This window comes from Dyadobacter subterraneus (assembly GCF_015221875.1).
In the GTDB taxonomy this organism is placed as follows: Bacteria; Bacteroidota; Bacteroidia; order Cytophagales; family Spirosomataceae; genus Dyadobacter; species Dyadobacter subterraneus.
This window is the reverse complement of sequence record NZ_JACYGY010000001.1, coordinates 5,083,386-5,109,634: the sequence shown is the minus strand read 5'-3', so window position 1 is coordinate 5,109,634 and position 26,249 is coordinate 5,083,386. Positions and strand designations below refer to the sequence as shown.

At 39.0% G+C, this 26,249-nt stretch carries 27 protein-coding genes and 1 tRNA gene; 19 read left to right on the top strand and 9 right to left on the bottom strand.

The features are described from left to right. Nucleotides 1–11 precede the first annotated feature (11 nt). Nucleotides 12–2,846 carry a PQQ-dependent sugar dehydrogenase gene (locus tag IEE83_RS21400; RefSeq protein ID WP_194122537.1) on the bottom strand — a complete coding sequence of 945 codons (2,835 nt, stop codon included), beginning with the start codon at nucleotides 2,844–2,846 and terminating at the stop codon, nucleotides 12–14. Nucleotides 2,847–3,136: 290 nt separating this feature from the next. Between IEE83_RS21400 and IEE83_RS21395 the strand changes: the two genes are divergently transcribed. The 8 genes from IEE83_RS21395 to IEE83_RS21360 all read left to right on the top strand — a co-directional run bounded on the left by IEE83_RS21395 (nucleotide 3,137) and on the right by IEE83_RS21360 (nucleotide 9,958). Beyond that, entirely contained in the window at nucleotides 3,137–3,502 is a 366-nt protein-coding gene (locus IEE83_RS21395; protein ID WP_228101920.1) for a hypothetical protein, read from the top strand. 113 nt (nucleotides 3,503–3,615) lie between these two features. Beyond that, nucleotides 3,616–4,740, top strand: a complete 1,125-nt coding sequence (locus tag IEE83_RS21390; RefSeq protein ID WP_310588544.1) for a cytochrome-c peroxidase — start codon at nucleotides 3,616–3,618, stop codon at nucleotides 4,738–4,740. A 366-nt stretch (nucleotides 4,741–5,106) separates the two neighbouring features. Then, the gene (locus IEE83_RS21385; protein ID WP_194122536.1) at nucleotides 5,107–5,946 is read left to right on the top strand and encodes an MbnP family protein; all 840 of its coding nucleotides are present in this window, start codon (nucleotides 5,107–5,109) and stop codon (nucleotides 5,944–5,946) included. Between the two features lie 35 nt (nucleotides 5,947–5,981). Then, nucleotides 5,982–7,121: a cytochrome-c peroxidase gene (locus IEE83_RS21380; protein ID WP_194122535.1), complete on the top strand. Its 1,140-nt coding sequence runs from the start codon at nucleotides 5,982–5,984 to the stop codon at nucleotides 7,119–7,121. Nucleotides 7,122–7,175: 54 nt separating this feature from the next. Next, complete coding sequence (locus IEE83_RS21375; protein ID WP_228101919.1) at nucleotides 7,176–7,517, top strand: hypothetical protein; 342 nt, start codon at nucleotides 7,176–7,178, stop codon at nucleotides 7,515–7,517. 114 nt (nucleotides 7,518–7,631) lie between these two features. After that, a complete protein-coding gene (locus IEE83_RS21370; protein ID WP_194122533.1) occupies nucleotides 7,632–8,108 on the top strand; it encodes a hypothetical protein in 477 nt (158 codons plus the stop codon). Beyond that, on the top strand, nucleotides 8,105–8,731 hold the full coding sequence (locus IEE83_RS21365; protein WP_194122532.1) for an SCO family protein: 627 nt from the start codon (nucleotides 8,105–8,107) through the stop codon (nucleotides 8,729–8,731). The genes IEE83_RS21370 and IEE83_RS21365 overlap by 4 nt, the downstream gene beginning before the upstream one ends. Before the next feature lie 321 nt (nucleotides 8,732–9,052). After that, the gene (locus IEE83_RS21360; RefSeq protein ID WP_194122531.1) at nucleotides 9,053–9,958 is read left to right on the top strand and encodes a PfkB family carbohydrate kinase; all 906 of its coding nucleotides are present in this window, start codon (nucleotides 9,053–9,055) and stop codon (nucleotides 9,956–9,958) included. A 61-nt stretch (nucleotides 9,959–10,019) separates the two neighbouring features. Here the strand turns inward: IEE83_RS21360 and IEE83_RS21355 are convergent, their stop codons facing one another. Continuing rightward, nucleotides 10,020–11,651 carry a L,D-transpeptidase family protein gene (locus IEE83_RS21355; RefSeq protein WP_194122530.1) on the bottom strand — a complete coding sequence of 544 codons (1,632 nt, stop codon included), beginning with the start codon at nucleotides 11,649–11,651 and terminating at the stop codon, nucleotides 10,020–10,022. Beyond that, a complete protein-coding gene (locus IEE83_RS21350; protein WP_194122529.1) occupies nucleotides 11,648–12,934 on the bottom strand; it encodes a hypothetical protein in 1,287 nt (428 codons plus the stop codon). The genes IEE83_RS21355 and IEE83_RS21350 overlap by 4 nt, the downstream gene beginning before the upstream one ends. Nucleotides 12,935–13,072: 138 nt before the next feature. Here IEE83_RS21350 and IEE83_RS21345 point away from each other — a divergent pair, with 138 nt between their 5' ends. The 9 genes from IEE83_RS21345 to IEE83_RS21305 all read left to right on the top strand — a co-directional run bounded on the left by IEE83_RS21345 (nucleotide 13,073) and on the right by IEE83_RS21305 (nucleotide 19,959). Beyond that, entirely contained in the window at nucleotides 13,073–14,098 is a 1,026-nt protein-coding gene (locus IEE83_RS21345) for a right-handed parallel beta-helix repeat-containing protein (protein ID WP_194122528.1), read from the top strand. Between the two features lie 58 nt (nucleotides 14,099–14,156). Beyond that, entirely contained in the window at nucleotides 14,157–15,302 is a 1,146-nt protein-coding gene (locus IEE83_RS21340; RefSeq protein WP_194122527.1) for a hypothetical protein, read from the top strand. A gap of 173 nt (nucleotides 15,303–15,475) precedes the next feature. Then, on the top strand, nucleotides 15,476–16,225 hold the full coding sequence (locus IEE83_RS21335; protein WP_194122526.1) for an SDR family NAD(P)-dependent oxidoreductase: 750 nt from the start codon (nucleotides 15,476–15,478) through the stop codon (nucleotides 16,223–16,225). 552 nt (nucleotides 16,226–16,777) lie between these two features. Beyond that, nucleotides 16,778–17,248, top strand: coding sequence for an Lrp/AsnC ligand binding domain-containing protein (locus IEE83_RS21330; RefSeq protein WP_159466717.1), 471 nt, complete (start codon nucleotides 16,778–16,780; stop codon nucleotides 17,246–17,248). A gap of 97 nt (nucleotides 17,249–17,345) precedes the next feature. Further along, a complete protein-coding gene (locus IEE83_RS21325; protein ID WP_194122525.1) occupies nucleotides 17,346–17,699 on the top strand; it encodes a PadR family transcriptional regulator in 354 nt (117 codons plus the stop codon). Nucleotides 17,700–17,755: 56 nt separating this feature from the next. Beyond that, nucleotides 17,756–18,781 (top strand): energy transducer TonB, encoded by a 1,026-nt coding sequence (locus IEE83_RS21320; RefSeq protein WP_194122524.1) that lies wholly within the window; start codon nucleotides 17,756–17,758, stop codon nucleotides 18,779–18,781. Between the two features lie 154 nt (nucleotides 18,782–18,935). Continuing rightward, entirely contained in the window at nucleotides 18,936–19,457 is a 522-nt protein-coding gene (locus IEE83_RS21315) for a 3'-5' exonuclease (protein ID WP_194122523.1), read from the top strand. Between the two features lie 84 nt (nucleotides 19,458–19,541). Continuing rightward, nucleotides 19,542–19,715, top strand: a complete 174-nt coding sequence (locus IEE83_RS21310; RefSeq protein WP_194122522.1) for a hypothetical protein — start codon at nucleotides 19,542–19,544, stop codon at nucleotides 19,713–19,715. 170 nt (nucleotides 19,716–19,885) lie between these two features. Continuing rightward, nucleotides 19,886–19,959, top strand: a tRNA-Ala gene (locus IEE83_RS21305). A gap of 67 nt (nucleotides 19,960–20,026) precedes the next feature. Here the strand turns inward: IEE83_RS21305 and IEE83_RS21300 are convergent. From IEE83_RS21300 to IEE83_RS21290, 3 genes are all read right to left on the bottom strand, one after another. Then, entirely contained in the window at nucleotides 20,027–20,800 is a 774-nt protein-coding gene (locus tag IEE83_RS21300; RefSeq protein ID WP_194122521.1) for a hypothetical protein, read from the bottom strand. 122 nt (nucleotides 20,801–20,922) lie between these two features. Continuing rightward, the gene (locus IEE83_RS21295; protein ID WP_194122520.1) at nucleotides 20,923–21,672 is read right to left on the bottom strand and encodes a LytR/AlgR family response regulator transcription factor; all 750 of its coding nucleotides are present in this window, start codon (nucleotides 21,670–21,672) and stop codon (nucleotides 20,923–20,925) included. Continuing rightward, the gene (locus IEE83_RS21290; RefSeq protein ID WP_194122519.1) at nucleotides 21,669–22,757 is read right to left on the bottom strand and encodes a sensor histidine kinase; all 1,089 of its coding nucleotides are present in this window, start codon (nucleotides 22,755–22,757) and stop codon (nucleotides 21,669–21,671) included. The genes IEE83_RS21295 and IEE83_RS21290 overlap by 4 nt, the downstream gene beginning before the upstream one ends. A 165-nt stretch (nucleotides 22,758–22,922) precedes the next feature. Here IEE83_RS21290 and IEE83_RS21285 point away from each other — a divergent pair, with 165 nt between their 5' ends. Together IEE83_RS21285 and IEE83_RS21280 are read left to right on the top strand one after the other, a co-directional pair. Then, nucleotides 22,923–23,405: a methylated-DNA--[protein]-cysteine S-methyltransferase gene (locus tag IEE83_RS21285; protein ID WP_262893245.1), complete on the top strand. Its 483-nt coding sequence runs from the start codon at nucleotides 22,923–22,925 to the stop codon at nucleotides 23,403–23,405. Between the two features lie 65 nt (nucleotides 23,406–23,470). Next, nucleotides 23,471–24,100, top strand: a complete 630-nt coding sequence (locus IEE83_RS21280; RefSeq protein WP_194122517.1) for a DNA-3-methyladenine glycosylase family protein — start codon at nucleotides 23,471–23,473, stop codon at nucleotides 24,098–24,100. Here the strand turns inward: IEE83_RS21280 and IEE83_RS21275 are convergent, their stop codons facing one another. The 3 genes from IEE83_RS21275 to IEE83_RS21265 all read right to left on the bottom strand — a co-directional run bounded on the left by IEE83_RS21275 (nucleotide 24,101) and on the right by IEE83_RS21265 (nucleotide 26,247). Continuing rightward, entirely contained in the window at nucleotides 24,101–24,394 is a 294-nt protein-coding gene (locus tag IEE83_RS21275) for a hypothetical protein (protein WP_194122516.1), read from the bottom strand. It lies immediately after the preceding gene. Between the two features lie 85 nt (nucleotides 24,395–24,479). Next, complete coding sequence (locus IEE83_RS21270; RefSeq protein WP_194122515.1) at nucleotides 24,480–25,247, bottom strand: LytR/AlgR family response regulator transcription factor; 768 nt, start codon at nucleotides 25,245–25,247, stop codon at nucleotides 24,480–24,482. Further along, nucleotides 25,228–26,247, bottom strand: a complete 1,020-nt coding sequence (locus tag IEE83_RS21265; protein ID WP_194122514.1) for a sensor histidine kinase — start codon at nucleotides 26,245–26,247, stop codon at nucleotides 25,228–25,230. Before IEE83_RS21265 ends, IEE83_RS21270 begins: the two co-directional genes overlap by 20 nt. Between the last annotated feature and the right edge of the window lie 2 nt (nucleotides 26,248–26,249).

The following is a 26,249-nucleotide window of genomic DNA, read 5'->3' as shown; positions in this document are numbered from 1 at the left end:
AGTCTCTTAGATTATTGTTGAAAATTGATTTTTGAAAATGACAAGAGCGGTTGTATTGCTTTTGCTTCATCGTTTTTAAAGACAAAATATATATCATGCTTGCCTTCGGTATCCTTGATTTTGATTTTAACCGGCGGTCTGGCGAAAGGATTACGCTGTTTTACAACTTCACCCGGTTTGGCATTCTTTTTCTCACTTTCCATTTCTGCCATAACTTTGGCAACGTCAATTTCCGGGGCAACTTCTACCTTTTCAGTTCCGATAACCGGACCAGTAGGGGAATCAAGTCGTATTTCAATTGTTCCGCCAACGCTTCCTTCCCTTTTTTGTGCCGAAGCATTCAATTCAAGTTTATTGATACCTGCCAGATCGATTTGTTTGAATCCAAGATAACTGCCATTAAAAGGAACCACACTGAAACCTAATCCTGCCACACCCAGCGCTTTAAGTTCTGCGCCTTTTACAATAGGCGCTTCCGCTGCATTGATTTCCGGACTGCGCAACACGATCATTTCTTCGGAAGTTTGAGCCGGAATTGTTTTTGCTCCTGTAACCGCATGATCCGTGAAAGCGGCTCTGATTATCACTGAGCCCTTTCCGTCATCTCCTTTTGGAATCTCAGGTTTATATTCTCCTTTTACAGGAAGTGTGCTAAGCGTTTTATCGGTACTGTTTAAAATGTATTTGACAATTACTTCTGCATCCGCAACAGGCAGAGCAGGGTGGGCAGCCATAGCCACTTCTCCCCAAACTCCGGAACCACCTTCACGTACTTTTTTGACCAGTTTTTCCAGCGCGCCGTTCTGACCCTTATACTTATTGGAAACATCAGCAAAGGATGGTCCAACGGATTTAGTATTAGGCTGATGACAAACTTTACAGTCACTTTTGCTCATTAAAATCTGTGCTACGGCGAATTGTGTCGAGGCATCTACACTGCGCTGACTTTGCGTAACTTCTGCATAATCAAATCCTTCCGAGGTATAGTCGATACTGACCGCAACTTGTGAAGGTTTAATTTTTCCGTCAGCCAGACTGCCATCTTCCTTATCGTTTACATTGACTGCATAAGCAATCGGTTTATCGGCGAAGAAAAATGTTTTGTTTCCGGCAAGATTTACAGAAACCTGCGGCGGCTCATTTCCTGCGACTATTTTTATGGATTGCGAATTACTTGCACCTTTGGAATCTGTCACGGTCAGACTTGCTGTGTAAACACCTGACTTGTCAAATGAAACCGTTGGATTTGCAGTGGCAAAAATTCTTGGAGCAACGCCAACGCCTGTTATTTTCCAGCTGTATTTTAAAGCATCTCCATCAAAATCTTTTGTTCCCTCAGAAGATAAATTTGCTTTGAAAGGTACCGTTCCGCCTTTTTTATCCGTGGAAACCTGAACGATCGGTTTTCTGTTTCCACCATTATATTCAATGCGGATTAAACGCGAATTATCACTTTTTCTAAACCAGTTGCTACCGTATTCAAGGATGTACAAATCGCCATCCGGGCCAAATTTTATATCTATTGGCTGCACCGGATGATAGGAGGGAAGTACCCGCTCCATCGAATCATAATCACCGTTTTCTTTCATACTGATCGCCATAATCCAGCCACGGGAAAAATCAGCAGCGATCCATTTATTTTCGTAATAAGCCGGCCATGGACGTTTTGGATTTACAAAATCAGATTTGTGATAAACCGGTCCGCCGGTGGCACTTCTTGACCCTGAACCTACCAGCGGGAATTTTTCAGAAACGCCGTATGGATAATAAATAAAGTTTGGCGCCGTCGGTGGAAGATCTTTTAACCCGGTATTGTTGGGAGAATTGTTTACCAAATGCATCGGATCTTTTTTCTCCAAAGGTTTATTTGCTGCATAATCGTAAACCGGAAAAGCCTGATTATCTGCTACAAACCATGGCCATCCGAAATTACCGGGTTTTCTGGCCTGGTTCATTTCATCATAACCTCTCGGCCCGATTTCTGAATCTTCGTTTGCATCCGGACCAACTTCACCCCAATAAACATAATTCGTTTTACTGTCAACCGAGATTCTCCAAGGATTTCTGTGACCCATAGAATAAATTTCAGGTCTTGTTTTAGCAGTTCCTTTTGGATAAAGATTGCCTTCCGGAATGGTATAAGTTCCGTCCGCTTCCGGGTGAATTCTCAGGATTTTTCCTCTCAGATCATTCGTATTCCCCGCATGTGCCTGATCATCCCAGCTGCTTCTTCCTTCACGTTCGTCGGTTTGCGCAGCTTTCTGGTTTCCGGTATTATTTCCAACCGTCAGAAAAAGATTTCCTGCTTTATCCCAGGTCATTCCACCACCAGTATGGCAGCAAACTTCTCGCTGGGTTTCAACTTCCAGAACTACTTTTTTAGAACTTTCAACCAATTGTTCATCCTTGATTTCCCAGCGTGTCAAGATGTGTTTTTTCTCAGTGGGATGCGCGTAATACAAATAAATCCAGTGATTTTTTTCATAATTCGGATCCATCGTAAAACCCATCAAACCTTCTTCCGCTTCCCTCACCACGCCTTCTGCACTGGTGTATTTTGTGTTGACGGGAATAGTTGCGATGAGGTCGGTCGATTTTGTAGCTGCATTATATTTTTTCAATGCACCTTTTCTTTCAATAATGTAAGCAGAGCCGTCTTTCAGGACTTCGAAAACCATCGGTTCGTCCAGATTTTCTGCAATGACCACAGGTGTAAACCTGCTTTCGTCAGGTTTGGGTTGACTATCCTGTGTAGTAAATGAGGCAAGAAAAGCCAGCGTGGCAATTTTAAAAGACGTTTTTGAAATTTGTAGTAGTCGTGGATAAACTGCGGATGGATCAATCATTATAGTTAGGTTAATAAATACCCTGAAATATAATAATATTTTAAGAAAAAATGGTTAAAAGCGAAGGGGTTTAAAACATATTAGATCAGCTACTCGACGGCATAGACCAGTTTTAAAGTCATGGAGAACAATGCGTGTCGCACTTAACCCTTTCTTTACAAACATTAAATTCGAAATATCCTGTATCAGTAAATCGTTGTAAAACTTTCATGTTTATATTTGCGGGCTTTGAATTAAAAAATAACCGGCCTTCACAACAATTGAATAGTTCAAAAAAACAATGGATAGCCATGAGCCTGCTCACCTTGATGCTTGTAAAAGCTTGGGTGCTTCCGTTGTTGTATCTGGATTTTGAAATTCGCCGGGATTATATTGTGGCCAACTTATGCGTGAATCGTGATAAGCCAATTCTGCTTTGCAACGGTAAATGTTATCTTACCAAACGCGTGAAAGACGCCAAAGAAAAAGAAGAACGACAAGCAGAAAACGATTATTTGTCACATCTTTTGTATCAGGTTATGGATAACAGGACGGTGGTTTTTAACGTATTAGAAAATCAATTTAAGCTCCGTTCTTTTGTTCAATACCAATTTAATCCTTCGCTTACCGCCCATAATCCGGCATCTGATATTTTCCATCCACCTCTGTTTAACTGATTTATTTTGACGCAGTAATTGTATAAGAATGGTGAACCAGTCTGAAATATTTCTGTGTTTCCAAAATTCTTCATACTTCTAATGTGACAGCAAAAGTCGCGACGTGTTAAACTGTGGAATCAACTATTCTGAAAGTTTTACGATTTTCTGTTTATGCCAGAACTTTTCACAAAGTGCTGACAATCATTTTGTTGTTATTTCTGAATAGTTGTCAGACAAAAGAAAATCAAAAAACAGAAGACTGGAAACCTACGCCAATGAAGTGGGTTAAGCCGGCAAACTTTCCTGATCCGGTTTATAATCTTTCAAAAAATCCATTGACGGAAGAAGGTGTTGCCCTGGGAAGAAAACTTTTTTACGATCCGGTTTTGTCGAAAACAAACAATATAAGTTGCGCAAGTTGTCATGTTCAACAAGCTGCTTTTTCGCATCAGGGACAAAGTTTTAGTCTTGGAATTCATGGACAGTTTAGCAAACGAAATTCCCCCTCGATACAGAATATGGCCTGGAATCCTGTGTTTTTTTGGGATGGAGGTGTTCATGATCTTGATTTTGTGCCTTTTAATCCGGTTCAAAATCCGCTTGAAATGGGAGAAAGTGTGAAAAATGTGATTGACAAGATTAAAAATGTTCCCGGCAATAATTCCAATAATTATCCCAAAATGTTTAAAGCAGCTTTTGGAACGAATGAGATAAATTCTATCAGAATGATGAAAGCCTTGTCTCAATTTATGGTTACGATGGTTTCAGCGGATTCGCCTTATGATCAGTATGTTACAGGAAAATACAATGCTTTAAGTTCGGAACAAAAAGAGGGGCTGATAATTTTCAAAAATAAATGTGCGTCCTGCCATTCAGGTGAATTGTTTACCGATTTTAGTTTCAAAAATAATGGCCTGGCTCCTTTGAAAGCCAACGATACCGGAAGGTTTGATGTAACCAGACTTGAAAAAGACAAATATAAATTCAAGGTTCCAAGTTTGAGAAATATTGGTTTTACAGCACCTTATATGCACGACGGAAGATTCAAAATGCTGGAAGAAGTATTGGAACATTATGCTGAAAATGTGATCAAATCAGAGACGCTGGATCCAATATTGATTCAGGAAAATGGCAAAACCGGAATCAGTCTTTCAAAGGAAGAAAAGAAAAAGGTGATCGCATTTCTGAAAAGTCTGGACGATCAAAAGTTTTTGCAAAATCCAACGCTTGCTGCTCCGAAAGTGTCTGCGTTTTAACATAAAATTAATGCTTTGTTGAGGTCTGATTTTATATTTAATTCCATTGTTTAGCCGTTTTGAAATCGTGGAAGTATTCATTGTAACTAATTACCGTGCGCTGCACCTTAATGAAGATTTGATGATTTGTTTCTGTAAATATTCGAGTGCTCTGCACCATTTTAAAAGATGCAGCGCACCAAAATATTTTGCAGAAAGGGAATAAATAAGACATTAAACGATCCATGGTGCAGCACACCGTAATAATTGTAGAAAAGGATAAAAACACATCAACGATCTAAGGCGCAGAGCGCCGCAATAATTGTAGAAAAGGATATTATTCATCACAGATCCAAGGTGCAGAGCACCGTAATATTTGTAGCCAATATGAAAAAACTGATTTATTTTTCCTTGCTAATATTGATTTCTGCTATTTCAATTGTAGCCTGTAACGACGATTCAAAAGACGTTACTGATAATCCTGATTTGTCGGCCGGAACAGGGAAACTGACTTTGAAATTTGACAACGTTTCCGGAAATCAGGATCTGAAACTGGACAGCACAACTTACACAAACAGTTCCGGAGAAGATTTTACCGTTTCAACTTTAAATTATTTCATCTCAAATATTAAACTGACACGGGACGATGGTAAAACTTACACTATTCCACAGGATTCCAGTTATTTCCTGATCCGTGAATCTGATCCAAAATCCCAGATCGTGACTTTGAAACAATTACCGGACGGAAACTATACCGGTATCGAATACATTATCGGGGTTGACAGTTTGCGCAGTGTTTCAGGAATTGATAAGCGTGTCGGCGCGCTTGATCCGTCAGGCGATCCGGAAGATGGCGGGATGTATTGGGCGTGGAGTTCGGGTTATATATTTTTGAAACTGGAAGGTTTGTCATCAAAAGCAACATCTGCTAATAATAAATTCTACTATCACATTGGATTTTTTGGAGGATATGATTCCAAAACGGTAAATAATATCAAATCCGTAAAACTTGATTTTGCAGGAAATAAAGCGGTAGTAGCCGACGGGAAAGTTCCTCAAATTCGTTTGATTGGTGATGTGCAAAAGGTTTTCAATGGCCCAGTTCCTATCAGTATAGCAAAAAATCCAAGCATCATGTTTGATTTTACGCTTTCTTCTGATGTGGCTAATAATTATAAATCCATGTTTAGTTTTGGTGAGATTACACAATACAGTGCGGCACAGTAATCGTGTATTTAAAATTGAAATTTGATAATTCTAATATGATTCGTTCCTTATTCAATGTAGTACAAAAGTATGGGGCACTTTTTTGTGTGCTGATAATTGTGATACAGCTGAATATTTCCTGTTCCCCCAAGTCGAAAGATACGCCGACAGATCCGGATCCGGAACCAACGGCGCCGACAGCTTTGCGCTGGGTCAAACCAACGCATTTTCCTGATCCTGTTTATGATCTATCCAAAAATCCATTGACGGTGGAAGGCGCTTTGCTGGGCAAGTACTTGTTTTACGACGGCATTTTATCCCGTACCAATGTTATCGGCTGCGGTACCTGTCATCAGCAGGCAACGGCGTTTACACATCACGGACATGACCTGAGTCACGGCGTGGATGATCAGTTGGGAACCCGAAATGCTCCCGCGGTCCAGAATCTTGCCTGGAATACTTCGTTTTTCTGGGATGGAAATGTACACGTGCTTGATTCCGTTTCACTTTTTCCAATTACCAATAAAGTGGAAATGGATGAAACCATGGATAATATTCTGATCAAACTAAGAGCGACGCCGATTGCCACACAGAAGGTTCAGGTTGATTACCCCAAAATGTTCAAAGCGGCCTATGGAACAAAGGAAATAACTTCGGAAAGAGTCAGAAAGGCTTTGTCTCAGTTTATGATGACAATGGTTTCTGCCAATTCGAAATATGATTATTACGTGCTTGGTGATGCAGCGGCTTTGTCGGCAGATGAACAAAAAGGTCTGGCCATTTTCAAACAAAAATGTTCCTCCTGTCACAGCGGAGAGTTGTTTACGGATTACAGTTATCGGAATAACGGTTTGCCGCCTATCAAAATCGATGACCAGGGGCGATATGGTATTACAAAAGTTGAAAGTGACCGTTACAAATTCAAAGTACCGAGTTTGCGGAATGTTGGGTTGACGGGTCCTTACATGCACGACGGGCGCTTCACAACGCTGGATCAGGTGCTTACACATTATACGGATAATATGCAGTCGATGGCAACCCTGGATGATACATTTAAACTGCCGAACGGAAAAGTTGGAATTGTACTGACGCAGGCAGAAAAACAAAGTATTATCCTCTTTCTGAATACATTAAGTGATACCCAGTTCACCAATAACGCCCAACTTTCTGACCCTGGCATTGGTAATGCTTTTTAATTGATTTCTCTTTTCATGCGTTCGTTTTTTGCTTCTTTATTGTTGTTTTCAATTATGCTGCCCACAATCAGTCCGTGGGGAACGATCGTGTATTTCCGTTTAAACCAGGAATTCATTGCCAAAACACTATGTGAGAACCGGGATCAGCCGATGGCGATGTGTTATGGGAAATGTTATCTGGCAAAAGTTCTCAAACAGCAGAAAGAACAGCAAGATAAAGAAACGGCTCAAAGGCTTCAGAATCTTCCGCTTTTTCAACTTTTTACCCAAACAGAAATGCAGTTTGCATTTACTTGTAAAGCTGTGTCTGAAATGGAAAAAGCATGCTTCCAATATCAATTAGCCATATATACCTCACCGGAATTTCGCCTACTGAGGCCGCCAAAACTTTCTTAACGACAACAGGATTTTTTGGTTTTAAGAAAATCATTTCACAGATGATTAGCTGGAATCTTGTATCCGTTGAAATAAGTTTAAGTCTAATTTTTTTAAAATATTGATAAATTGAAAATGAAAAAATACCTGATTATAGCACTCACAATTTCTTTTTTATATAGCTGCAATAAATCAAATGAAACAAAAGAAGGACATCATCACGATACAAAAACTCCTTTGAATGAGCAGACAGAGGCCATGCTGGCAATTCATGACAGCATTATGCCGCATATGGACAAGCTGATGGATTTGAAAAAACAGCTTAAAGACGAAGTTAAAGTCACAGATAGTCTTCTTGCTTTGAAATCTACCGAAGCGCTGAAAACCCGGAAAGAGGAAGTGTTGAAGTTAACTTCACAACTCGACAGTACCGACAAAGCGATGATGAACTGGATGCATGAATTCAAGTTTGACACGTTGGAAAAACTGGACAAAACTCAGGCGGCTTCATACGTGGCCGATCAAAAGAAGAAAATAGAAAGTGTCAGAGAGCTGATGAATAAAAGTCTGTCTGACGCCAATCAGTTTATTGAAAAATCAAAAAAGAAATGAAATTATATATAATGGGCATTTTTGTCCAGACAATAATGATTACCGGTTGTGAAACCAAAAAATTGCCTTATTACGGAGAACCGGAAGTTGTAAAAAAAGTTGTTGATGGAAAGGAAACGGAACAGACAGTTTATCCGACAATTCCGGATTTTTCATTTATCAATGAAGATAAGGAAGTAGTGACCGAAAAGGATTTCAAAGGCAAAGTATATGTTGCCGATTTCTTTTTCGTGACCTGTCCGACGATTTGCCCGGTTATGAAGAAAAATATGCTGACGGTTTATAAGGAGTATAAAGATAATCCGGATGTGAAAATCTTGTCGCATACCATTGATCCGGAGCATGATACACCGGAAATTCTCAAAAAGTACGCAACAGATCTTGGCGTGAATGGCAAAATGTGGCAGTTTGTAACTGGCGATAAGGAGAAGATTTATGACATTGGACAGAAACATTATATGGTCAGTGCACTGGAAGATTCTTCACAGGCAGGTGGATATATTCACAGCGGAGCGTTTGTTCTGGTTGATAAGGAAAGGCATATCCGTGGAATGTACGATGGAACAACAGAAGACGGAACAGCAAAACTGATTAAAGATCTGGCCGTTTTATTAAAGGAGTAAAAGCAGTATTTTAAGAATATTTAAGCAGAGGACTGAATCTTTGGGTTTGGGAATCTGCTTATTTTTTTCTCCATTTTGTCCTACTATTCGGTAAATACGGTAGTGGGTTGAGTAGAAAAGTACAAAATTTTTGAAATGAACGGTGCAATTGTACGTTTTGAAGAACTATAACAAAACCGATGTTGTTGGTTTTAGATGAAAGCCGGATACCGGTTTTTCTGATCATGGTAAAATATTTGGTATAGTTACTAAATTTGGCACTGGTTTTGTATGGCTGTGATCATTAATAATATTTTGTTAACACCGATTATTTAGAACATCATGTATGACATCTGTACAATAGGTCACATCACGCTTGATAAAGTAGTAACGACCAAGTCTGTTAAACACATGCCTGGCGGAACTTCCTTCTATTTTTCGAAGGCTATCCAGCAATTTGATATCAATTATGTGCTGATAACCGCATTGGCGCAAAGTGAAATGAATGTTGTGACCGGCTTGCGTACTGATGGTATTGAAATACATTCTTTACCAAGTGAGCATTCCGTTTATTTTGAAAATATATACAGTGAAAACCAGGATTACAGAGAGCAGAATGTTTTGCAGAAAGCAGCGCCTTTTGATGTTTCCGTAATGCCTGCTATCGACGCGAAAATCTATCATTTGGGGCCTTTGCTTTCTGATGATATTTCTGTTGATCTGATTAAATCACTTGCTTCGAAAGGATTGGTATCGCTTGATATTCAAGGCTTTTTGAGATATGTTGAAAACAAAAAAGTATTTTATACCGATTGGGCGGATAAAAAAGAAGCGCTTCCATATGTTTCCATTTTGAAAGCGAATGAGCATGAAATGGAAGTGGTTACGGGAAGAAAAGATGTTCAGGAAGGTGCACGCGCACTGGCGGATATGGGCGTTCAGGAAGTAATTATTACACTTGGAAGTAAGGGGTCTTTAATTTTCAAAGACGGTTTATTCCATGAAATTCCAGCTTTCAAACCAACAGCCATAATCGATGCGACAGGCTGCGGAGATACTTATATGGCTGGTTATTTGAGCAAAAAAATAAATGGAGGAGATATTGAAGAATCCGGAGAATATGGAGCCGCTATGGCTACTTTAAAGATTGGTTCTTCGGGACCATTTTCAGGTGATGCTTCTTCCGTTGAACAGGTATTAACTAATGGAATTGCTGAAAGATTTAACGTTTTGCAGTTCGGATTATAATCTGATTCACTTTTGAGATATTAACAAAGCAGCCGATTTAATACCGGCTGCTTTGTTTTTTTTACAGGAGATCGTTTTTACTGAAAAGTCGCTCAGCCATTTTCTTATCATGACCATAAATATCATTTCGGAAATTCAGGTTTCCATATTGGTCAACCCAGGTGGTGAAATAACCGATGAATACTGGAATTTCTGCTTTTCCGCGTAACCTTACATACTTTTCTTTTCCAAGATTCATTGCCGCTGTAATTTTCTCCTCCGTCCAGGTGCTGTCTTTTCTTAGCAGAAATTCGGCCAGTTTTTTGGGTTCTGAAAGTCGGATACAGCCGTGACTGAAAGCTCTGCTTGATTCTCCAAAAAGGTTTTTAGAAGGAGTATCGTGCAGGTAAATATTATAACTGTTTGGGAATAGAAATTTTACTAGTCCAAGCGAATTCTTTGGCCCAGGTTTTTGCCTGACCGAACCGCCGCTCCACTCCATATTATGTTTGGCCAGATAATTGGAATTCTTTTTGATACCTGGAAGGATTTCCTTTTTCAAAATACTTGGCGGAACATTCCAGTATGGACTAAAAACAATCTGATTCAAGGTTCCGGAGAAAATCACCGTACTATGCGCTTCCGAGCCAACAACCACATTCATATCAAAAAGTAACTTTCCTTCTTCGTAAACATGCAATTTGTATTCAGGAATATTAACCAGTAAATAATCCGTCGCCGGCTGCGCAGGTACCCAGCGAATGCGTTCCATATTGATCAGGATCTGTTGAATACGTTCCTGTATTGGCACATTGATTTCCCTGAAAAAAGATGCACCCAACTGGCCGTCCTGCTTCAATCCAAAACGCATCTGGAAATGTTTGACAGCACTCACCAAAGCAGTATCCAAAACTGCCGAGGAATCTGCCGTTGCCAGGTCACCGAATACGAATAAACGTCTTTTGATCTCCGGAATATTCTCATAGCTGTTACCCTTTTTATACTTTTTATCGGCCGGCGTCAAGGGCGTCCATTCATCTTCTTTATTAATCTGATAATAACTTAATAGCTTCTCTTTCATTAAGTTATATTGTCTGTTGACCGGCTCATAAGCGGTCAAATTCTTCCCTTTATTTTTCAGCAAAGAATCAAGGAAACCTTCTGTATTGATTTTCTTTCTGGGAATATACCAGTCGAGTTCCTGGGTATTAATCTTGTGATCACCTGCATAGGCACGACTCGAATATTTGAAAAACTGTGCGGTTAACAACAACTCCGTATTGACAACGGAGGTATCTTTTGGGTTAACAGATTTCATTTGTTTCAAAGAATCTACTCTTGCGGTCAATCCGGGATTATATAGTGAGCTGTCGCCGGAATAGTGGATATAGTCATTTTGCATCCCCAGAAAAGTGGTAGCGAAATCTGCAATCCCGTCATGAAAAAACCAGGCAAACTGGTAATTTCTGTGATTGTAAAAACTCTGAATTTGTGCTGAAATACTGTCGTTTTGGGAAGTTCCCAGAAATTTGGTCAGTTCTGTGCTGTCAACGAATAATTCGGTAAAGGAATTTTTTACCGTGATCGTAGTATCCCGAACTGCGACTGTCGGTACTTTTTTCTCGGTTTTTGAACAGGAAGAAAACAGGATACCTGCCAATAACAAAGCAGAAAGATACCCAAAAGCGTGTGTTTTTAGTTTTTTTAAAATCATTTAGCGGATAGAATTATTTTGTTATTAAAAGCCTCGAAAATTGTTTTGTCGCCATTGGTTAAACTTACGTTTCTAACTGCTCCCGTTCCTTGAAATGTATAAGATAAACCAACAATTTTTATTTCACGCTTGGGAAGCGGATATTCAGCGGCGAGTTTTTTATTGACGAAATACTGAATTTTATCGCTTGAATTTTTACATGAAATTTCACTCCAAACCGAGAAATCTACGCCGAAAGCGGATAAATCTGCTTTTTTACCTGATATATAATTGTCTATACTCAACATGTTCAATTCAGAAACACAGCCTTTGACAGAAAGTGGAATCACAATCGGGATATCGTCAGTCAGTAAAGTGATACTTGCCAGTTGACACGCCGCAGCTCCTTCCCGGTACTCGTGTTTTATTTGAGTGCTAAAACCAAAGTTTTTGAGAGAAACCGGATCGAAATTTCCGACATTAAAATAATGAACATACGGAGGTTCGGGCTGCAAGGAAATATTTTTTTCAGTAATAACAGAAACCGGTAACCGCATAACATCCGGCTTGATAAATTCAGAATCTTTGAGATAAACAGGAATCTTTTTGCCATCAATGGTTCCCAGCCAGCCTTTTGTTGGGACCAGCAATTTATGCTCTTTGACAACCTTTTCACCAACAATTAGTTTTGCAATATAAAACCCCGGTTCATAGTAAATGGAAGTATGTTTATGAAGATTTTTATCAACCAGTGTCTGTTTTTTACCATCCCACGATTGCTGAATAAAAACAGAATCAGTAGGAGAATCCGAAGCGTCATAAGTGAAAATAACTGAATTTGGGATTTCCCGGGTGATGGGCTGACTATTAAAAATATAAGTTTCGTTTTTCGGTTGCCGGGTTTTTTGAAATGCCAGTATACTGATTAATCCAACCAGTATAACTGCACCGGATATCCAGGCAATGTTTTTCGTCGGTAATTTGGTTTTTTCGTTTTTCTCAGGTAATACTACGTGCGGATTTTCATTTGGAATATTACTCTGTTTTACAAAAGTCCGCCAATCCTGATAACCTGCAAATTTCGCCAGTGTATTCAAAGTCGTAACACTGGGCAAATGATTATATTCAACCCGTCCCCAGATTCTTCTGAGCGTACTTACACTGAGGGATATTCCGGTTTTATCCAATATCAACTGATTAAGATTTTCGAAATCGGTGCTTTGCCAGTTTTCGCTTCTTCCCCAATCGAGCTTTTGCTCAATTATTTTCTTACACCGCATCAATTCACTTATATCGGATAGCATTGATAATCAGTCTGGTATAACTTGAAAAAACTTGATCTCCATTTGAACAACCAAAAAATAGATCTTCCGCTTAGGTTTGTCCTGCAAGCTTGCAGCAGCCGATGAATATCTTTTTATCAAGTAACAAATATTTTAAATATGAACAAAGTAAGTTCTTTGACAGCGATCCTGCTGTTTTTATTTATTCAGAATCTGAGCGCGCAAACTGTCTATGTTGACGCCATAAAAGGTAATGATTCCGGCGCAGGAACTTTGCAAGCTCCGTTATCAAGTATTCAAAAAGCGGTTGATTTGGTCGCCGATTTTACTGGAAAAGAAGATATTCATATCAAGTTATTGCCCGGTTTATATCTTCTGAAAGATAAGGTTGTCCTGGATAAAATACGGAATGAGTCCTCCTGGCTTAGCATCGAAGCAGCGGTGATGCCCGATAATCCTGATTGGGAACCCACAAAAATGCCTGTTATTCAATCGGTTTCTTCAAATAATTCTGTAACACAATTTCCGCACAGTATAGGATTTTTAATTGCTTCAAATAATGTCGCACTCAAAGGGCTGAAATTTACCGGCAATGCAAATCCGGACGTGAAATATTATTACCCGGTCAACAGGGAAAATGAAAGTTTGAAGGGGCTGGATATTTCTCAATGTTATTTCATCGGTGAAAGAAATTCATCTCCAATCCAGGGAAGTATCTGGGCGCATGGTGCGGGAACACATGTGGATCATTGCATTTTCTACGGCTGTAAAAACGCGCTGCTTTTGTTCAAATCCATCAGTGATTTTTCGCTTACCAATTCCATTATTTATGGAGCTTATGAAGCGGCAGTATGGTTTGGGCCTTTTAGTTCTGATTTTGTTTTTAAAAATAACATCGTTTCCAATTGTACTTATTTCTGGTTAAGAGCGGAAAATACCTTTCCAAAATACACTTTCAATAATTCCCTGATTATTAATAATGAAGGATTTATGGGCTATTACGCCAAGGATGGTGCCATTCCTGCCGACAAAAACGAACATACAGAAAACCAGATCCGGAAATCCGGCAAATTGATTTTGAGCGAAGTAAAAACAAGCGGTTTGCCAAAAGATTATTTAAACCCTACAAAGGGATCTGCCGGAAAGGAATTAGGTGCAGGCATTTTTATCAATCCGAAAAATTAAGCTTCTCAGAATTTTTTACCATTTCAAATTCCATATTAAACTCAATTGACAGATCGCCATGAAAAATTTAATTTTTATCATTTTCAGCTTTTTATCGATTACCGTTTTTGCTCAAAAGAAGGAAAAAAGAAAAGCCGCGGAATTGAAGCAGAATAATACAGCCATTCCGCTTACCGCCGAAAACTGGGAATTTAAAAATGGGAAAGTTCAGTTTGAAAATCACGATTCCAAACCCTCTATGAAAATCTCAGCAAATGCAGGAGCAGTGGTTTTGAAAAATACCAGCTTTTCAAGTGGTACTATTGAATACGATTTCATTCCCGTTGATGCCATGTTTGCATCGCTTTATTTTCATTGGCAGGACAACAAGGAAAATGAATGTTTCTATTTCAGAACGGATACTCATGAGGATTCAACAGCGATGGATGTTGTGCAATATGCCCCTCATGTTGCAGGTGTCAATCTTTGGGATTTATTAGGTCATTTTCAAGGTGGTGCATATTTGAAAAAGACGGAGTGGAATCATGTGAAAATTGTGGTTTCCGGCATGCAAATGCGCGCTTATCTGAATAATATGCAAAAACCGGTTCTTGAAATTCCACGATTGGAAGGGAATGTTTCAGAAGGAACGATCGCTTTTGATGGAGAATCCGTCATTTCAAATCTTGTAGTAAAAATAGATGAAACTGAAAACTTACCTGCGGTTGCCGGCGTCGATCTTACTGCGCATGATCCCAGATATCTGCGCGACTGGCAGGTTAGTCAGCCTTTCGAAACACCTTCAAACATTGATTTTGGTTATGATTTTATTCCAAAACCTGATCAGAAGTGGGAAACGATTGCTGCTGAAAGAATGGGGCTGGTTAATCTGACACGTAAATTTGGCGGGAGTGAAAAACGCAGGATGGTATGGCTGAAACTGAATGTTGATTCAAAATCCGATCAGAAGAAAAAAATAAATCTGGGATTTAGTGATGAGGTTTGGGTGATGTTAAACGGTCGTTTTCTGTACACAGATAAAAATTCTTATGGCCGACCAATGATGAAAGCTCCGTTTGGAAGATGCTCCATTGAGAATTCTTCTTTTTTAATTCCTTTCAAAGCCGGTAAAAATGAAATACTTGTAGGTGTTGCCAACGATTTTTTTGGTTGGGGTATCGTAGCAAGACTGGAAGACATGAAAGGAATAACCGTCATAAAATAAATAACGTAGATTCCGGTACGTAAAAATTAAGGTCGTTATATAATTAACAGGTCAGTTATCTGTTCATTATATAGCGACTTTTTTTTAAATGAAACCGGAAAAATATTCAGATGAATAAAACATGCTGGTACAATTATTTTTCTATATCAGTTAAATGACAGGAAAAACAGAAGATGGGTTTATACGACAATAAAATTGTTATAATCACCGGTGCCGGAAAGGGTATCGGGAAAAGCATTTCAATAGCTTACGCAAAAGAGGGCGCTAAACTTGCTCTTTTTGACCGGGACGCAGAAAATTTGTTAAAAACAGAAAAACTGATCCGTGAGTTAGGCGGAGAAGTTTTTACACAAATCGTTGATCTGACTTTACCGGGTGATATCGTCAATGCGATTGTCAAAGTCAAAGAAATTTACGGAGGCATAAATATTCTTATCAATAATGCTGGCCTGGGCCGAGGCAAATCTCCTTACGAACTTGATCTTGAAGATTGGGATTATGTGCTAAACACAAATCTCAGGGGCACTTTTATATGCAGTCGTGAGGCGGCTAAGGTGATGCGTGGTAATGGGGGAGGTTCTATCATCAATCTTGCATCTACGCGGGCACTTATGTCCGAGCCTGATACGGAAGCTTACGCAGCTTCAAAAGGCGGCATTCTGGCACTTACACATGCGATGGCAATTTCACTCGGAAAAGATAAGATTATGGTGAATGCGATAAGTCCGGGATGGATAGAAACGGGCGATTATTCCGCACTAAAAAAATCTGATCATGAGCAGCATCCGGCAGGTCGCGTTGGGAAGCCGGAAGACATTTCGAGGGCTTGTTTATTTTTGACAAATCCTGAAAATAATTTCATTACAGGAGCAAATTTTGTCATCGATGGGGGGATGACGAGGAAAATGATCTATGAAGAATAGAATTTTAGGTGAACCTCAGTTACTTGTTATTATTTTCGGTTTTTCGAAGAATCATTGTAATAAGTGCCAAATTGACACGGAAAGGGCTTTTTTATTCTAAAAAAGAAAAACACGCAGGTTTCAAAATGAACCCGCGTGTCAAATTACACTTCATCAACAAACTAAAAACCAAATAAAACTACTACGAAAAAAATCGCTTGTCAAGTTTTTTTTGCTGTAGGAGGGGGATTCGAACCACCCACGGTGCGGTTAGCCGCGATACAAAATACTGTTGGTGGTCCACCCCAGTCGACTCTCGTCGGCATTATACCGTGTTTATCCCTGATTCACCACCCCCGAGACAGGAGGGCATGGCTGCCAATTTCATCACCCTACAATGTGATATTTTGTGTATTCCAAACTTTCAAATAAATTGTCTTCCCGGAAACCACACTGCAAAAGTAAGCGGTTAAGTTTTAAATATAAAATATTTGCATAAAAAAATCGAAAAATTTACGATATTTTTATAAATTGCTTAAATAACTTGCAAATCCTTCAATAAAAATCCCCTAAATGCAAAAATATTCAGATATAGACAGCACTGATTTGAGAATTCTGTCATTGCTGATTGAGAATGCTGCACTGCCATATACCGAGATCGGAAAGCGTGTATTTGTGTCCGGTGGTACAGTTCACGTGCGTATGAAGAAAATGGAACAACTCGGTATTGTGAAAGGTTCACAATTACTGATTGATCCGACTAAGCTTGGATGGGATATCAGTGCTTTCCTGGGGGTTTATCTGGATAAAAGTTCTTTGTATGAGCAGGTTGCTTCCGAGTTGGAGCGCATTCCGGAGGTAGTGAACATACATTATACAACCGGTATTTACAGTATTTTTGTAAAAATTGTTTGTCGCGATACCGGACATTTAAGAGAAATTCTGCACGATAAAATTCAGAAAGTAAATGGAATCCAAAGGACGGAAACATTTATTTCACTGGAAGAACGTATTAACCGCTCTATACCACTGACGGATGAATAGGCGTTAATCGAAAGAATTTTATAAATTCATTAATATTTTAAGTTTGCTATTGTATATATAAAAAACTTATATATATTTGTTAGGTAAAAAATACATTATGGATACGAACACAACAAGTAACGAATACGTACGTGGTACGCTTAAAACCATCGTTTTGAATTTGCTGGCTGAGCAAAAACGCATGTACGGTTATGAAATTACCCAGGAAGTGAAAGAACGGACGGGAGGGGCAATTGCACTTACTTTTGGTGCGCTGTATCCTGTTTTACATAAGTTGGAACAGGACGGATTTTTAGTGACTGAATCTGTTGAGGTGGATGGAAGACTGAGAAAATATTATTCTCTGACAACACCCGGCACTGAGGCTGCGCGTACAAAAACGGATGATCTTGAACGTTTTGTAGATGCAATACGGTTATTATTAGCGCCTAAGAGTTTGGCGACAGAATAATAAATCCATTGGCTAATAGTTTTTCCTGATCCTGTAATACCCTAAATTTCTTACAGATGAAACGCCTTCAAAATAACCGAATAGAATTGCTTAGCAATTATTTAAAGAAAAATGGCCTGGATCCGGAATTGTTTCCCGAGATACTTGATCATTTGGCGTGTGAAGCAGAAGAAAGACTTTGGGACGGGGATTCGTTTGAGCAGGCTTTCAGCAATATTGTTGAAACGGCTGATCCGGAAACGCTCCAATTATTGAGTGTTGAACATTATAATCTATTAGCCATGGAAAAAACATTAAATGACATCGTGTTTGAAAACCGTAACAAGCTTTACGGTGCGTATCAGTTGAGAAAAGGGTATAAAAAAACAATGCAGCGGTCATTACTGCTAGGGGTTACTTTTTTTCTGCTAATAATGCTGCTGCCAAATCTGTATGCCCGGCTTGTTCCCGAACCGAAAAAAGATGATATCGGGTTTGAAGGTGAGTTGGAAATTATAAACATCAGGCCCGAGGCAAAACTTCCTCCTCCCGCAGAACCTTTAAAACCTCAGCCTAAGGTCAATACGGTTAAATACCAGAATTATGAGGTTTTGCCTGATCATATGGTTCCGGAAGAAATTACACCGCCAACCGTTGAAGATTTGCAAAATGCAGTGGCAGGACCGGAAACTATTCAGGGGAATTCTGATATTTTAACGATTGAGCCGCCAACAGCAGAAACTGCGCCAAGCAAGGGGGTATCTGTTGACATAGCTAGTCCTAAGGAAACAGAATTATTTGCGGTTGAACAAGCGCCTGAGTTTATGGGGGGAAATGCAGCCATGGGTGAATTTTTGAGAAAGAATCTTAAATATCCACGTCAGGCAGCAGATGCCGGTATTCAGGGCCGTGTATTTGTTTCTTTTGTAGTAGGAGCAGACGGTAAAATAGAAAACGTACAGACGTTGAAGGGAATCGGATTTGGCTGTGATGAAGAGGCTGAACGTGTTATCAAATTAATGCCGAAATGGAAAGCTGGACGTCAATCAGGAGTTCCTGTACGTGTTCGCTTCAATCTTCCGGTTGTTTTTCAAATGGAATAAGTCAAAAAGTTTAATCGAATATTAAGTTAAATCCCCGCTTGATGCGGGGATTTTTTTGTTATTTTTGTATTTAAATTTATAAGTTAACCGGAACGGATTGTTATAGTTTACCCCCTGAAATTTTTTATTTACCTATGCAGAGATTCAGTAAGTAATGTACGCCATTGTTGATATAGAGACGACCGGAGGAGGTGGCAATTCCCGCATAACTGAGATAGCTGTTTTTCGTCATAATGGAGTGGAAGTGATTGATTTTTTTCATTCCCTGATTAATCCAGAAATTTTTATTCCCCCTTTTATTACCCGGCTGACGGGAATTGATAACCTGATGGTTCAGGACGCACCTACTTTTTCGGATGTACAGGATTCTGTCCGTGCCTTGACAAAAGATGCCTGGTTTGTCGCACATAATGCCAAATTTGATTATGGATTTTTGAAGAAAGAATTTGGTGCACTGGATGAATATTTTCAGAGAGATTTGCTTTGTACTGTGCAGCTTAGCCGCAAAATTTTTCCCGGATTGAAGTCGTATAGTCTGGGTAATTTGTGTGAGAGTTTACAGATACTTATTGAAAATCGTCACCGGGCCCAGGGCGATGCGGCAGCTACTGTCAAACTTTTTGAAATGCTGCTTGAAAATGATCTGCAAAAGCTGATTCCGGTGAATATGTTGTGATTTTGTGTAAATATGCGCACAAAATAGTGTGGAATGATTTTTATAATAATGGGTATATATAAATTAACCTAAATTATTATACGCATGAAAGCCTACATCAACATCCTCGTCGTATTTTTTCTATTAATTGGCCTAACAAGTTGTGAAGTTGTTGGCGGTATATTCAAAGGTGGTATGTGGACCGGTGCCATTCTGGTAATAGCTGTTATAGGATTGGTTATCTGGTTGTTTACAAAATTGCTGGGTGGTAATAAATGATAAATAGAACATTGAGATAGAAGAAAAGGAGGTTTATTCAGGAATAAGCCTCCTTTTCTATTTAATGCTCTGGATGCCAGATTATTATTGTTCAGAAGATTTTATATTAAGTAAAAATGAATCAAATCCTTGGTTATCCCAATTCTCTCACACATCTTTGCACTCCAATCGGGGGATTAGCTCAGTTGGCTAGAGTGCTTGCATGGCATGCAAGAGGTCATGGGTTCGAATCCCATATTCTCCACATTTAAGTTTATAAGACAAAAAGCTACCTTTTGAGGTAGCTTTTTGTCTTATAAAGTCATCCAGCCCTACAAATACCCGACCAACTCCCCAATATCAACCTTCAGCATCTGCGCCTTAAACAAATCAGCTTTAAATTTGAATATGAAATTTCGTAGAGACATTCCTGTACGGTTCATAATGTAGAGATTCAGAACTTCTTCTGAAATATTGAACATCAGGAGTAAATTAGGTATTCTGATCGTCTTTTTTTGAAGAAGTTCACCTTTGATATATTCAATGATTGATTCTGTAAGTTCGCTTTCTTTGTGCTGATTTTCGGCTGGCTGGCTTCGATAATTATTTCTTGCCAAAACGGTCACGATCATTTCAATACAACCTTTGATCATTTTAAGATGAGAGGCAGGTTGCTGGCCTAGTTCAAACAGGATTTGAACAATCATATAGGTAATTGTTTTTCCCTCACGTTCATTTGGAATTGGCCTTCCCTGAATCAAAACAAAATTGTTACACAGATTTTCAGCTTGTTTATAAGTGTCTGCAAAATCCGGACTAAACAGTTTTTTCTTTTGAAAATCCTCCGCCAGATAAGTGTCGAAAGCGATCACGAATATTTCGGTTTCTTTGTCTTCCTGAAAAATAGGCTGTTGTCCTGGTCTAAGAAAAATAATTCCTTTTTGAAAATAACAGCAAATCTCGCCATCCAGAATAAATTTGCCTTGTCCCGAAAGAATGAATATGATCCGGTAATGTTCCAGTTGTTCATTACATGATTCCCAGATGCGGGTTTTGCTTTGAAGTAAATGAAACTTTTTATGGGCATTAAATTTAATGGCTGGCATAGTGCTGACAATTCTGTTTTAGCCAAGTTTGTAAATTTATACAAGGCTTAAAAACAGAAAAGTCTGAATGTCATTTTTTTGTGCTCAGAGCTCTGTTTTGACTTGCAGAATAGCAAGTCAGCTTATTTTCCAAGCCAGATTTTAAACTCGGTAATACGGTCAGGGCTCACGTAAATTTCTTTGGAAAGGGCCGGATTCAGTTCCAATCTCAATTTCCCTGCTGAAATGATCTGGATGTTTTCAATAGCATTAAAGCATATCAGCATGGTGCGGTTTATCCGAAAAAACTGTCGCGGGTCAATGATTTGTGTTAATCGATCCAGACTGTATTCAACAGCAAAATGACGGCCGTCAAATACTCTTAAAAAAGTGGCTCTTTGCTCGATTGTAAAATAGGCAATCTCGGTTGTTTTGAAGGTAAAAAAACGCGAACCCGCCGTGCATAAAAACCTGTCCTTGTATTTTTCCGTGTCTGGTACTTGCTCGATGGTTATTCTTTTTTCAAAAGTTTCAGACAGTTTTTTAAATTTTGTCAGCGAGGCTTGAAGTTCCAGCGGATTAATGGGCTTTAAAAGATAATCTATGCTGTTGGTTTTAAAGGCTTTGAGCATGTATTCATCATAAGCCGTAGTGAAAATAATGGGAATCATTAAATTCAGGCTCTCAACAATTCTGAAACCCTCGCCATCTTCAAGATGAATATCCAGAAAAATCAGATCTGGCTTCACCGACGATTCATCTGCAAGATATCCAATAGTTTGTAAAACGGAGGGAAATAGTCCAAGTAAATGGATAGACGAATCGATGGTCAAAATTAGCTTGTGCAATCGCTCTGCACTTAATTCCTCATCTTCTACAATAAGTATTTTCATGCGATCAGAGGAATTTTTACAACAAAGTCTTCTGCCGTTTTTTCAACAATAACCTGCCTGTTCAAAAGCAGATTATATCGGTTGATGATATTTTTAAGGCCAAGTTGCGTTGTTGGTTCTGTAAGGTTTCTTTTCTGCAAAGGATTACATACTACCAGCATTTCTTCTTCAATAAAAATCCTTACATGAAGTGGGTTTGCCAGTGACATGGTATTGTGTTTGATTGCATTTTCAATCAAAAGCTGTAAGGTTAGCGGGATGAGTGAATAAGTTTCAAGGTCGTGAGCAGATAAATTGGCTTCGATGACAACTTTCTCTTTGAAACGTGTTCTGAGCAAAAAAGTATAGGTTTCCAGAAAGTTCATTTCATCTTTCAAACTAATCTGCCGTAATTCTGACTGTTGTAAAATATAACGATAAGCCAAAGAAAGCTGATGGATAAATTCACCCGATTTTTCAGGATGCGATTCGACAAGAGAAGCAAGAACGCTTAAGTTATTAAAAAGAAAATGCGGACTAATCTGGTTTTTTAAAGCCATAAATCTGGCATTAATATTCTCCTTTTCAAGTATTTGAGAATCTACAAGTACTTTTTTAAAATTCTCTTGCACCTGATTACTCACACACAAATAATAAGCAGAAATAAGTGCCAGGATCGTCAATGCCTGATTACCTTTATAACGGTTGCTGAATGCAGCTGCATGTTTTGGATTATACGAAAATGTCATCGGAATATGGTCCCAGAACGTTTCCATGAAACCCCAGGTGAAAATGAGCATCCAGTTAAACAGAATGGCCAGTAAAACCGCGGGAACGAGAGTGATAAGCTGATTTGAAAGCTGGAATTCGGAAGATTTATCGCTGCCGGTTATTTTGGCGAGCTTTTTAAGTCCCCAGTCAATCATATAAATCCAGCTGGTGAAAAAGATAGTACTAACCAGAATTTCAATAAGAAAGAGCGGAAGCTTGCTGAGAATTGTATACCATATGTCATGCTGAACATTGATGAATGTTCTTAGCGGAATGTAAATAATGGCAAGGGCGAAGCCAAGTAACCATTTCTTATCAAAAACTGAACGCCGCATGTTTAATCTAAAAGTCAGCTCAATATAAAACAAAAGACCCGAAGTGAAGAAAATTTTTGATATTTATGGTTGAAAAATTGCTGTCGGTCTTTTCGAAGATTTGACAAAAAGTACTAACACGATCTTTTGTAGGAAGGCATATTAATGGAATATTTCTTTAAAACCATGGAGTCTCCCGTAGGGAAATTAATACTGGTGGCCAGTGAGCAGGGTTTGTCGTCGGTTTTATGGGAGAAAGACGATCCTGACAGTACCGGAATCAGTTTTGGTATAAAAGATGGTAGTCATCCCGTTCTTCTGGAAACGGAAAAACAGCTAAATGAATATTTTGCCAAAAAACGAAAAGACTTTTCTTTAAAACTTGATTTTCAGGGAACAGAATTTCAAAAGAAAGTTTGGGAAGCGTTACTTGCAATTCCATTTGGTGAGACCAGAACTTATGGGCAGGTTGCCAAACAAATTGGCAGTCCACAGGCTGTCCGTGCTGTTGGCGGTGCTGCAAATAAAAATCCAATAGCCATCATTGCACCGTGTCACCGCGTGATCGGTTCAACCGGAAAACTGGTTGGATTTGGCGGAGGAATGGCTAACAAAACAATTCTTTTGGATATAGAAAGACCTTTTAAACAAACTTCATTGTGGGATTAAGCTTTTCCGGGTCCAATAATTTCAGGGCTATTTGAAAGCTCTAATCCTAAGAAATTAATAGAAAAATGCACGTAACTTTCTCAGCTGATAATTTTCATAATATTTGTGATGAACTGGCTGCCAGGGATGAAGATTTGTCGGCGATCATAAAAGAATACAAATATCCGCCAATGTGGACCAGACCCAATACTTATGTAACGCTGGTTCATATCATTCTGGAACAGCAGGTTTCATTGGCTTCGGCTCTTGCTGCATTGAAAAAATTGCAGGATAAAACGACAGAATTAACACCTGAAAATATTCTGAAACTCAGCGATGAAGAATTAAAAGCCTGTTATGTAAGTCGGCAAAAAACAATTTATTTAAGAAATCTCGCTTTGGAGTTAGTCGAAAAACGACTGGATCTGGTTGTTTTGGAAAGTATGTCTGATGACGAAGTGCGCAGCAAACTCACTCAACTAAAAGGAATCGGTAACTGGACAACCGATATCTATTTGATGTTTGTTTTACAACGAGCGGATATTTTTCCAATTGGCGATCTGGCGGCGGTGAATGCTTTAAAAAGAGCGAAAAAACTGGATAAAAGCACATCACGAGAAAGTTTACTTGAAGTGGCCGAAAGCTGGAAGCCGTATCGTACCGTGGCAACGATGATTTTGTGGCATCATTATCTTTCTTCGCCGTTTAGAAGTTGATTATTTCGGCTGTTTGTGTGGTTTATATGGAGGCCTTGGTACATAACCTTCATTGCCCACGTCGATTTTTTTTGCGTCGTCCTTTTCTTCAAAATAATTTACAACATACATCAATGGAACTGTCATCCGATCCGCAGCATTGGAAAGTTGGATGACTGCACGATCAATGGAATCCTTGTCAAAACCAATAAAATTGCCCCGAACAAATTCACCAGGCATTTTTGCGTAGGTGATCTGTTTGTTGATATATTTTTCGGCTCTTTTTTGAAGACCGGTAAGTTGTAGTTCTGGCATGACTTCTTCTCATTTTTTCGTTTAACATTCAAAAGAGCATATCCGTTTCGATAATCAGAAAAAACGTTATTGACTTTTGACGTAGCTAGCGGTTTTCCAGCCAATTTAAAAAGCTGCTGACTTTCTCTTTTCCCAGTAATAATTTCTCAGCCGTAGGAACGGTTAATTTTACAAAAAGCTTTCGTGAAAAATAATGTTCTACTTCTTTCACGGCTTCAAAATTTATCAGATACTGTCTGTTCAATCTGTAAAACTGGCTGGATTGAACGATATTCTGTATTTCTTCCAAAGGCTGGGAAATTGAATATTCATGCTGGTCAAAAGTTACAATGCAGGTCGATTCGTTGTGAATGTAGAAAAACGCGATGCTTTCTGTTTTCACGGTCATGTATTTGTTTTTGTTGAAAACCAGAAAACTCTTCTTTCCGTCAGGCTCACCAAGTTTTTTCAATAGTAATTCCAGATCAGGCACCAGTGGTTTTTCTGCTGAAAAGTAAGATCTCAGATTGCTCAGCTTATCAAGCGCAGATTCAATATGTTCTTTTTTAAACGGTTTAAGCAGATAATCAATGCCGTTTGCTTTAAATGCTTCAATCGCATAATTGTCATAAGCCGTACAAAATATCACAGGAGGAACCACTTTTACGGACTCAAAAATCTGGAAACACAAGCCATCCGAAAGCTGGATGTCCATGAAAATCAGATCTGGCTGCGTGTTTTCTGACAGATATAACACTGCTCTTTCCACGCTTTGTATGGTGGCAACAATTTTAGCCTCGGGGCGTATCGAAGTAATGATCTGCGCCAAAGATTTGGCTGTTTTTATCTCATCTTCAATGATTAATATATTCATAAATTAATGGAAGTTTGACCCTGAAAAAATCGTTGGTCGTTTCTATTTCTATTTTTTTGTCCAAAAGATGCAGGTAACGCTGGTTGATATTGTCCAGTCCCAGTTCCGTGGAACGTCCCGGATTTTTCTTTAACTGCATTTTATTTTCAACCACCAGTTTTCCTTCCTCCGAATAAAGGATAATATTCAGCGGATAATCCAGCGATACGACATTGTGTTTGATACAGTTTTCAACCAGCAGCTGCAAGGTGAAAGGCGGTATCCAGGTATTGTAATGACCCGGTTCAATTTTATATACAATGCTGATCCCTTCTTCAAATCTTGCTTTGAGGAGAAACATATAAGCATCCAGTATTTCAATTTCTTCCGTTAAAGGAATTACATCCATTTTTCGATTTTCCAAAGTAAAACGGTAAAAATCAGATAGTTTCAAAATGAAATCCACACTGTTTTTATCTTCAAGCTCCACCATGGATTTCAGCGTATTAAGGCTGTTAAATAAAAAATGCGGGTTTACCTGTTGTTTGAGTAATTCATATTGTGCTCCAAGATTATCGGCTTTTGTACGTTCAAGTTCTACAACGACCTGTTGGTTTTGATATGTCTGATAAAGCAGATTCAGCAGCATATAAAACGTTAGGTTGATCAGAATTCCCCTCACTTCAAGCATCAGCATTACAGGACCAAATTCCGGCGAAGGCACCAGAAACTGCCACGCTGAAACCATCAAAAACATAACCACAAAACCAATTATTACACTTCGAATCAGTAACGGATAGGAAAACCCGGTTGCTGCATTGAATTTTGAAAATTTAGGTAGCGAATAAATGTTGAAATACCAGACAAACAACGTGAACAAAGACGTTACCAGACCATCGGCCAATGTAGAAAAGACGCTAAAATGCTGTTCTGCAATTTTAGGAACCATCACCAAAATGCCAAGGGAAAGTGAACTAAGCCAGATGATCACAGCCGAGACCTTAAAAGTTTTTGTATTCATGA

Excerpts from the sequence above, each read along its gene's own strand:
- IEE83_RS21400 (WP_194122537.1), bottom strand. The coding sequence starts at position 2,846 with ATGATTGATCCATCCGCAGTTTATCCACGACTACTACAAATTTCAAAA.
- IEE83_RS21395 (WP_228101920.1), top strand. The coding sequence starts at position 3,137 with ATGAGCCTGCTCACCTTGATGCTTGTAAAAGCTTGGGTGCTTCCGTTG.
- IEE83_RS21385 (WP_194122536.1), top strand. The coding sequence starts at position 5,107 with ATGAAAAAACTGATTTATTTTTCCTTGCTAATATTGATTTCTGCTATT.
- IEE83_RS21380 (WP_194122535.1), top strand. The coding sequence starts at position 5,982 with ATGATTCGTTCCTTATTCAATGTAGTACAAAAGTATGGGGCACTTTTT.
- IEE83_RS21375 (WP_228101919.1), top strand. The coding sequence starts at position 7,176 with ATGCTGCCCACAATCAGTCCGTGGGGAACGATCGTGTATTTCCGTTTA.
- IEE83_RS21370 (WP_194122533.1), top strand. The coding sequence starts at position 7,632 with ATGAAAAAATACCTGATTATAGCACTCACAATTTCTTTTTTATATAGC.
- IEE83_RS21365 (WP_194122532.1), top strand. The coding sequence starts at position 8,105 with ATGAAATTATATATAATGGGCATTTTTGTCCAGACAATAATGATTACC.
- IEE83_RS21360 (WP_194122531.1), top strand. The coding sequence starts at position 9,053 with ATGTATGACATCTGTACAATAGGTCACATCACGCTTGATAAAGTAGTA.
- IEE83_RS21355 (WP_194122530.1), bottom strand. The coding sequence starts at position 11,651 with ATGATTTTAAAAAAACTAAAAACACACGCTTTTGGGTATCTTTCTGCT.
- IEE83_RS21350 (WP_194122529.1), bottom strand. The coding sequence starts at position 12,934 with ATGCTATCCGATATAAGTGAATTGATGCGGTGTAAGAAAATAATTGAG.
- IEE83_RS21345 (WP_194122528.1), top strand. The coding sequence starts at position 13,073 with ATGAACAAAGTAAGTTCTTTGACAGCGATCCTGCTGTTTTTATTTATT.
- IEE83_RS21340 (WP_194122527.1), top strand. The coding sequence starts at position 14,157 with ATGAAAAATTTAATTTTTATCATTTTCAGCTTTTTATCGATTACCGTT.
- IEE83_RS21335 (WP_194122526.1), top strand. The coding sequence starts at position 15,476 with ATGGGTTTATACGACAATAAAATTGTTATAATCACCGGTGCCGGAAAG.
- IEE83_RS21330 (WP_159466717.1), top strand. The coding sequence starts at position 16,778 with ATGCAAAAATATTCAGATATAGACAGCACTGATTTGAGAATTCTGTCA.
- IEE83_RS21325 (WP_194122525.1), top strand. The coding sequence starts at position 17,346 with ATGGATACGAACACAACAAGTAACGAATACGTACGTGGTACGCTTAAA.
- IEE83_RS21320 (WP_194122524.1), top strand. The coding sequence starts at position 17,756 with ATGAAACGCCTTCAAAATAACCGAATAGAATTGCTTAGCAATTATTTA.
- IEE83_RS21315 (WP_194122523.1), top strand. The coding sequence starts at position 18,936 with ATGTACGCCATTGTTGATATAGAGACGACCGGAGGAGGTGGCAATTCC.
- IEE83_RS21310 (WP_194122522.1), top strand. The coding sequence starts at position 19,542 with ATGAAAGCCTACATCAACATCCTCGTCGTATTTTTTCTATTAATTGGC.
- IEE83_RS21300 (WP_194122521.1), bottom strand. The coding sequence starts at position 20,800 with ATGCCAGCCATTAAATTTAATGCCCATAAAAAGTTTCATTTACTTCAA.
- IEE83_RS21295 (WP_194122520.1), bottom strand. The coding sequence starts at position 21,672 with ATGAAAATACTTATTGTAGAAGATGAGGAATTAAGTGCAGAGCGATTG.
- IEE83_RS21290 (WP_194122519.1), bottom strand. The coding sequence starts at position 22,757 with ATGCGGCGTTCAGTTTTTGATAAGAAATGGTTACTTGGCTTCGCCCTT.
- IEE83_RS21285 (WP_262893245.1), top strand. The coding sequence starts at position 22,923 with ATGGAGTCTCCCGTAGGGAAATTAATACTGGTGGCCAGTGAGCAGGGT.
- IEE83_RS21280 (WP_194122517.1), top strand. The coding sequence starts at position 23,471 with ATGCACGTAACTTTCTCAGCTGATAATTTTCATAATATTTGTGATGAA.
- IEE83_RS21275 (WP_194122516.1), bottom strand. The coding sequence starts at position 24,394 with ATGCCAGAACTACAACTTACCGGTCTTCAAAAAAGAGCCGAAAAATAT.
- IEE83_RS21270 (WP_194122515.1), bottom strand. The coding sequence starts at position 25,247 with ATGAATATATTAATCATTGAAGATGAGATAAAAACAGCCAAATCTTTG.
- IEE83_RS21265 (WP_194122514.1), bottom strand. The coding sequence starts at position 26,247 with ATGAATACAAAAACTTTTAAGGTCTCGGCTGTGATCATCTGGCTTAGT.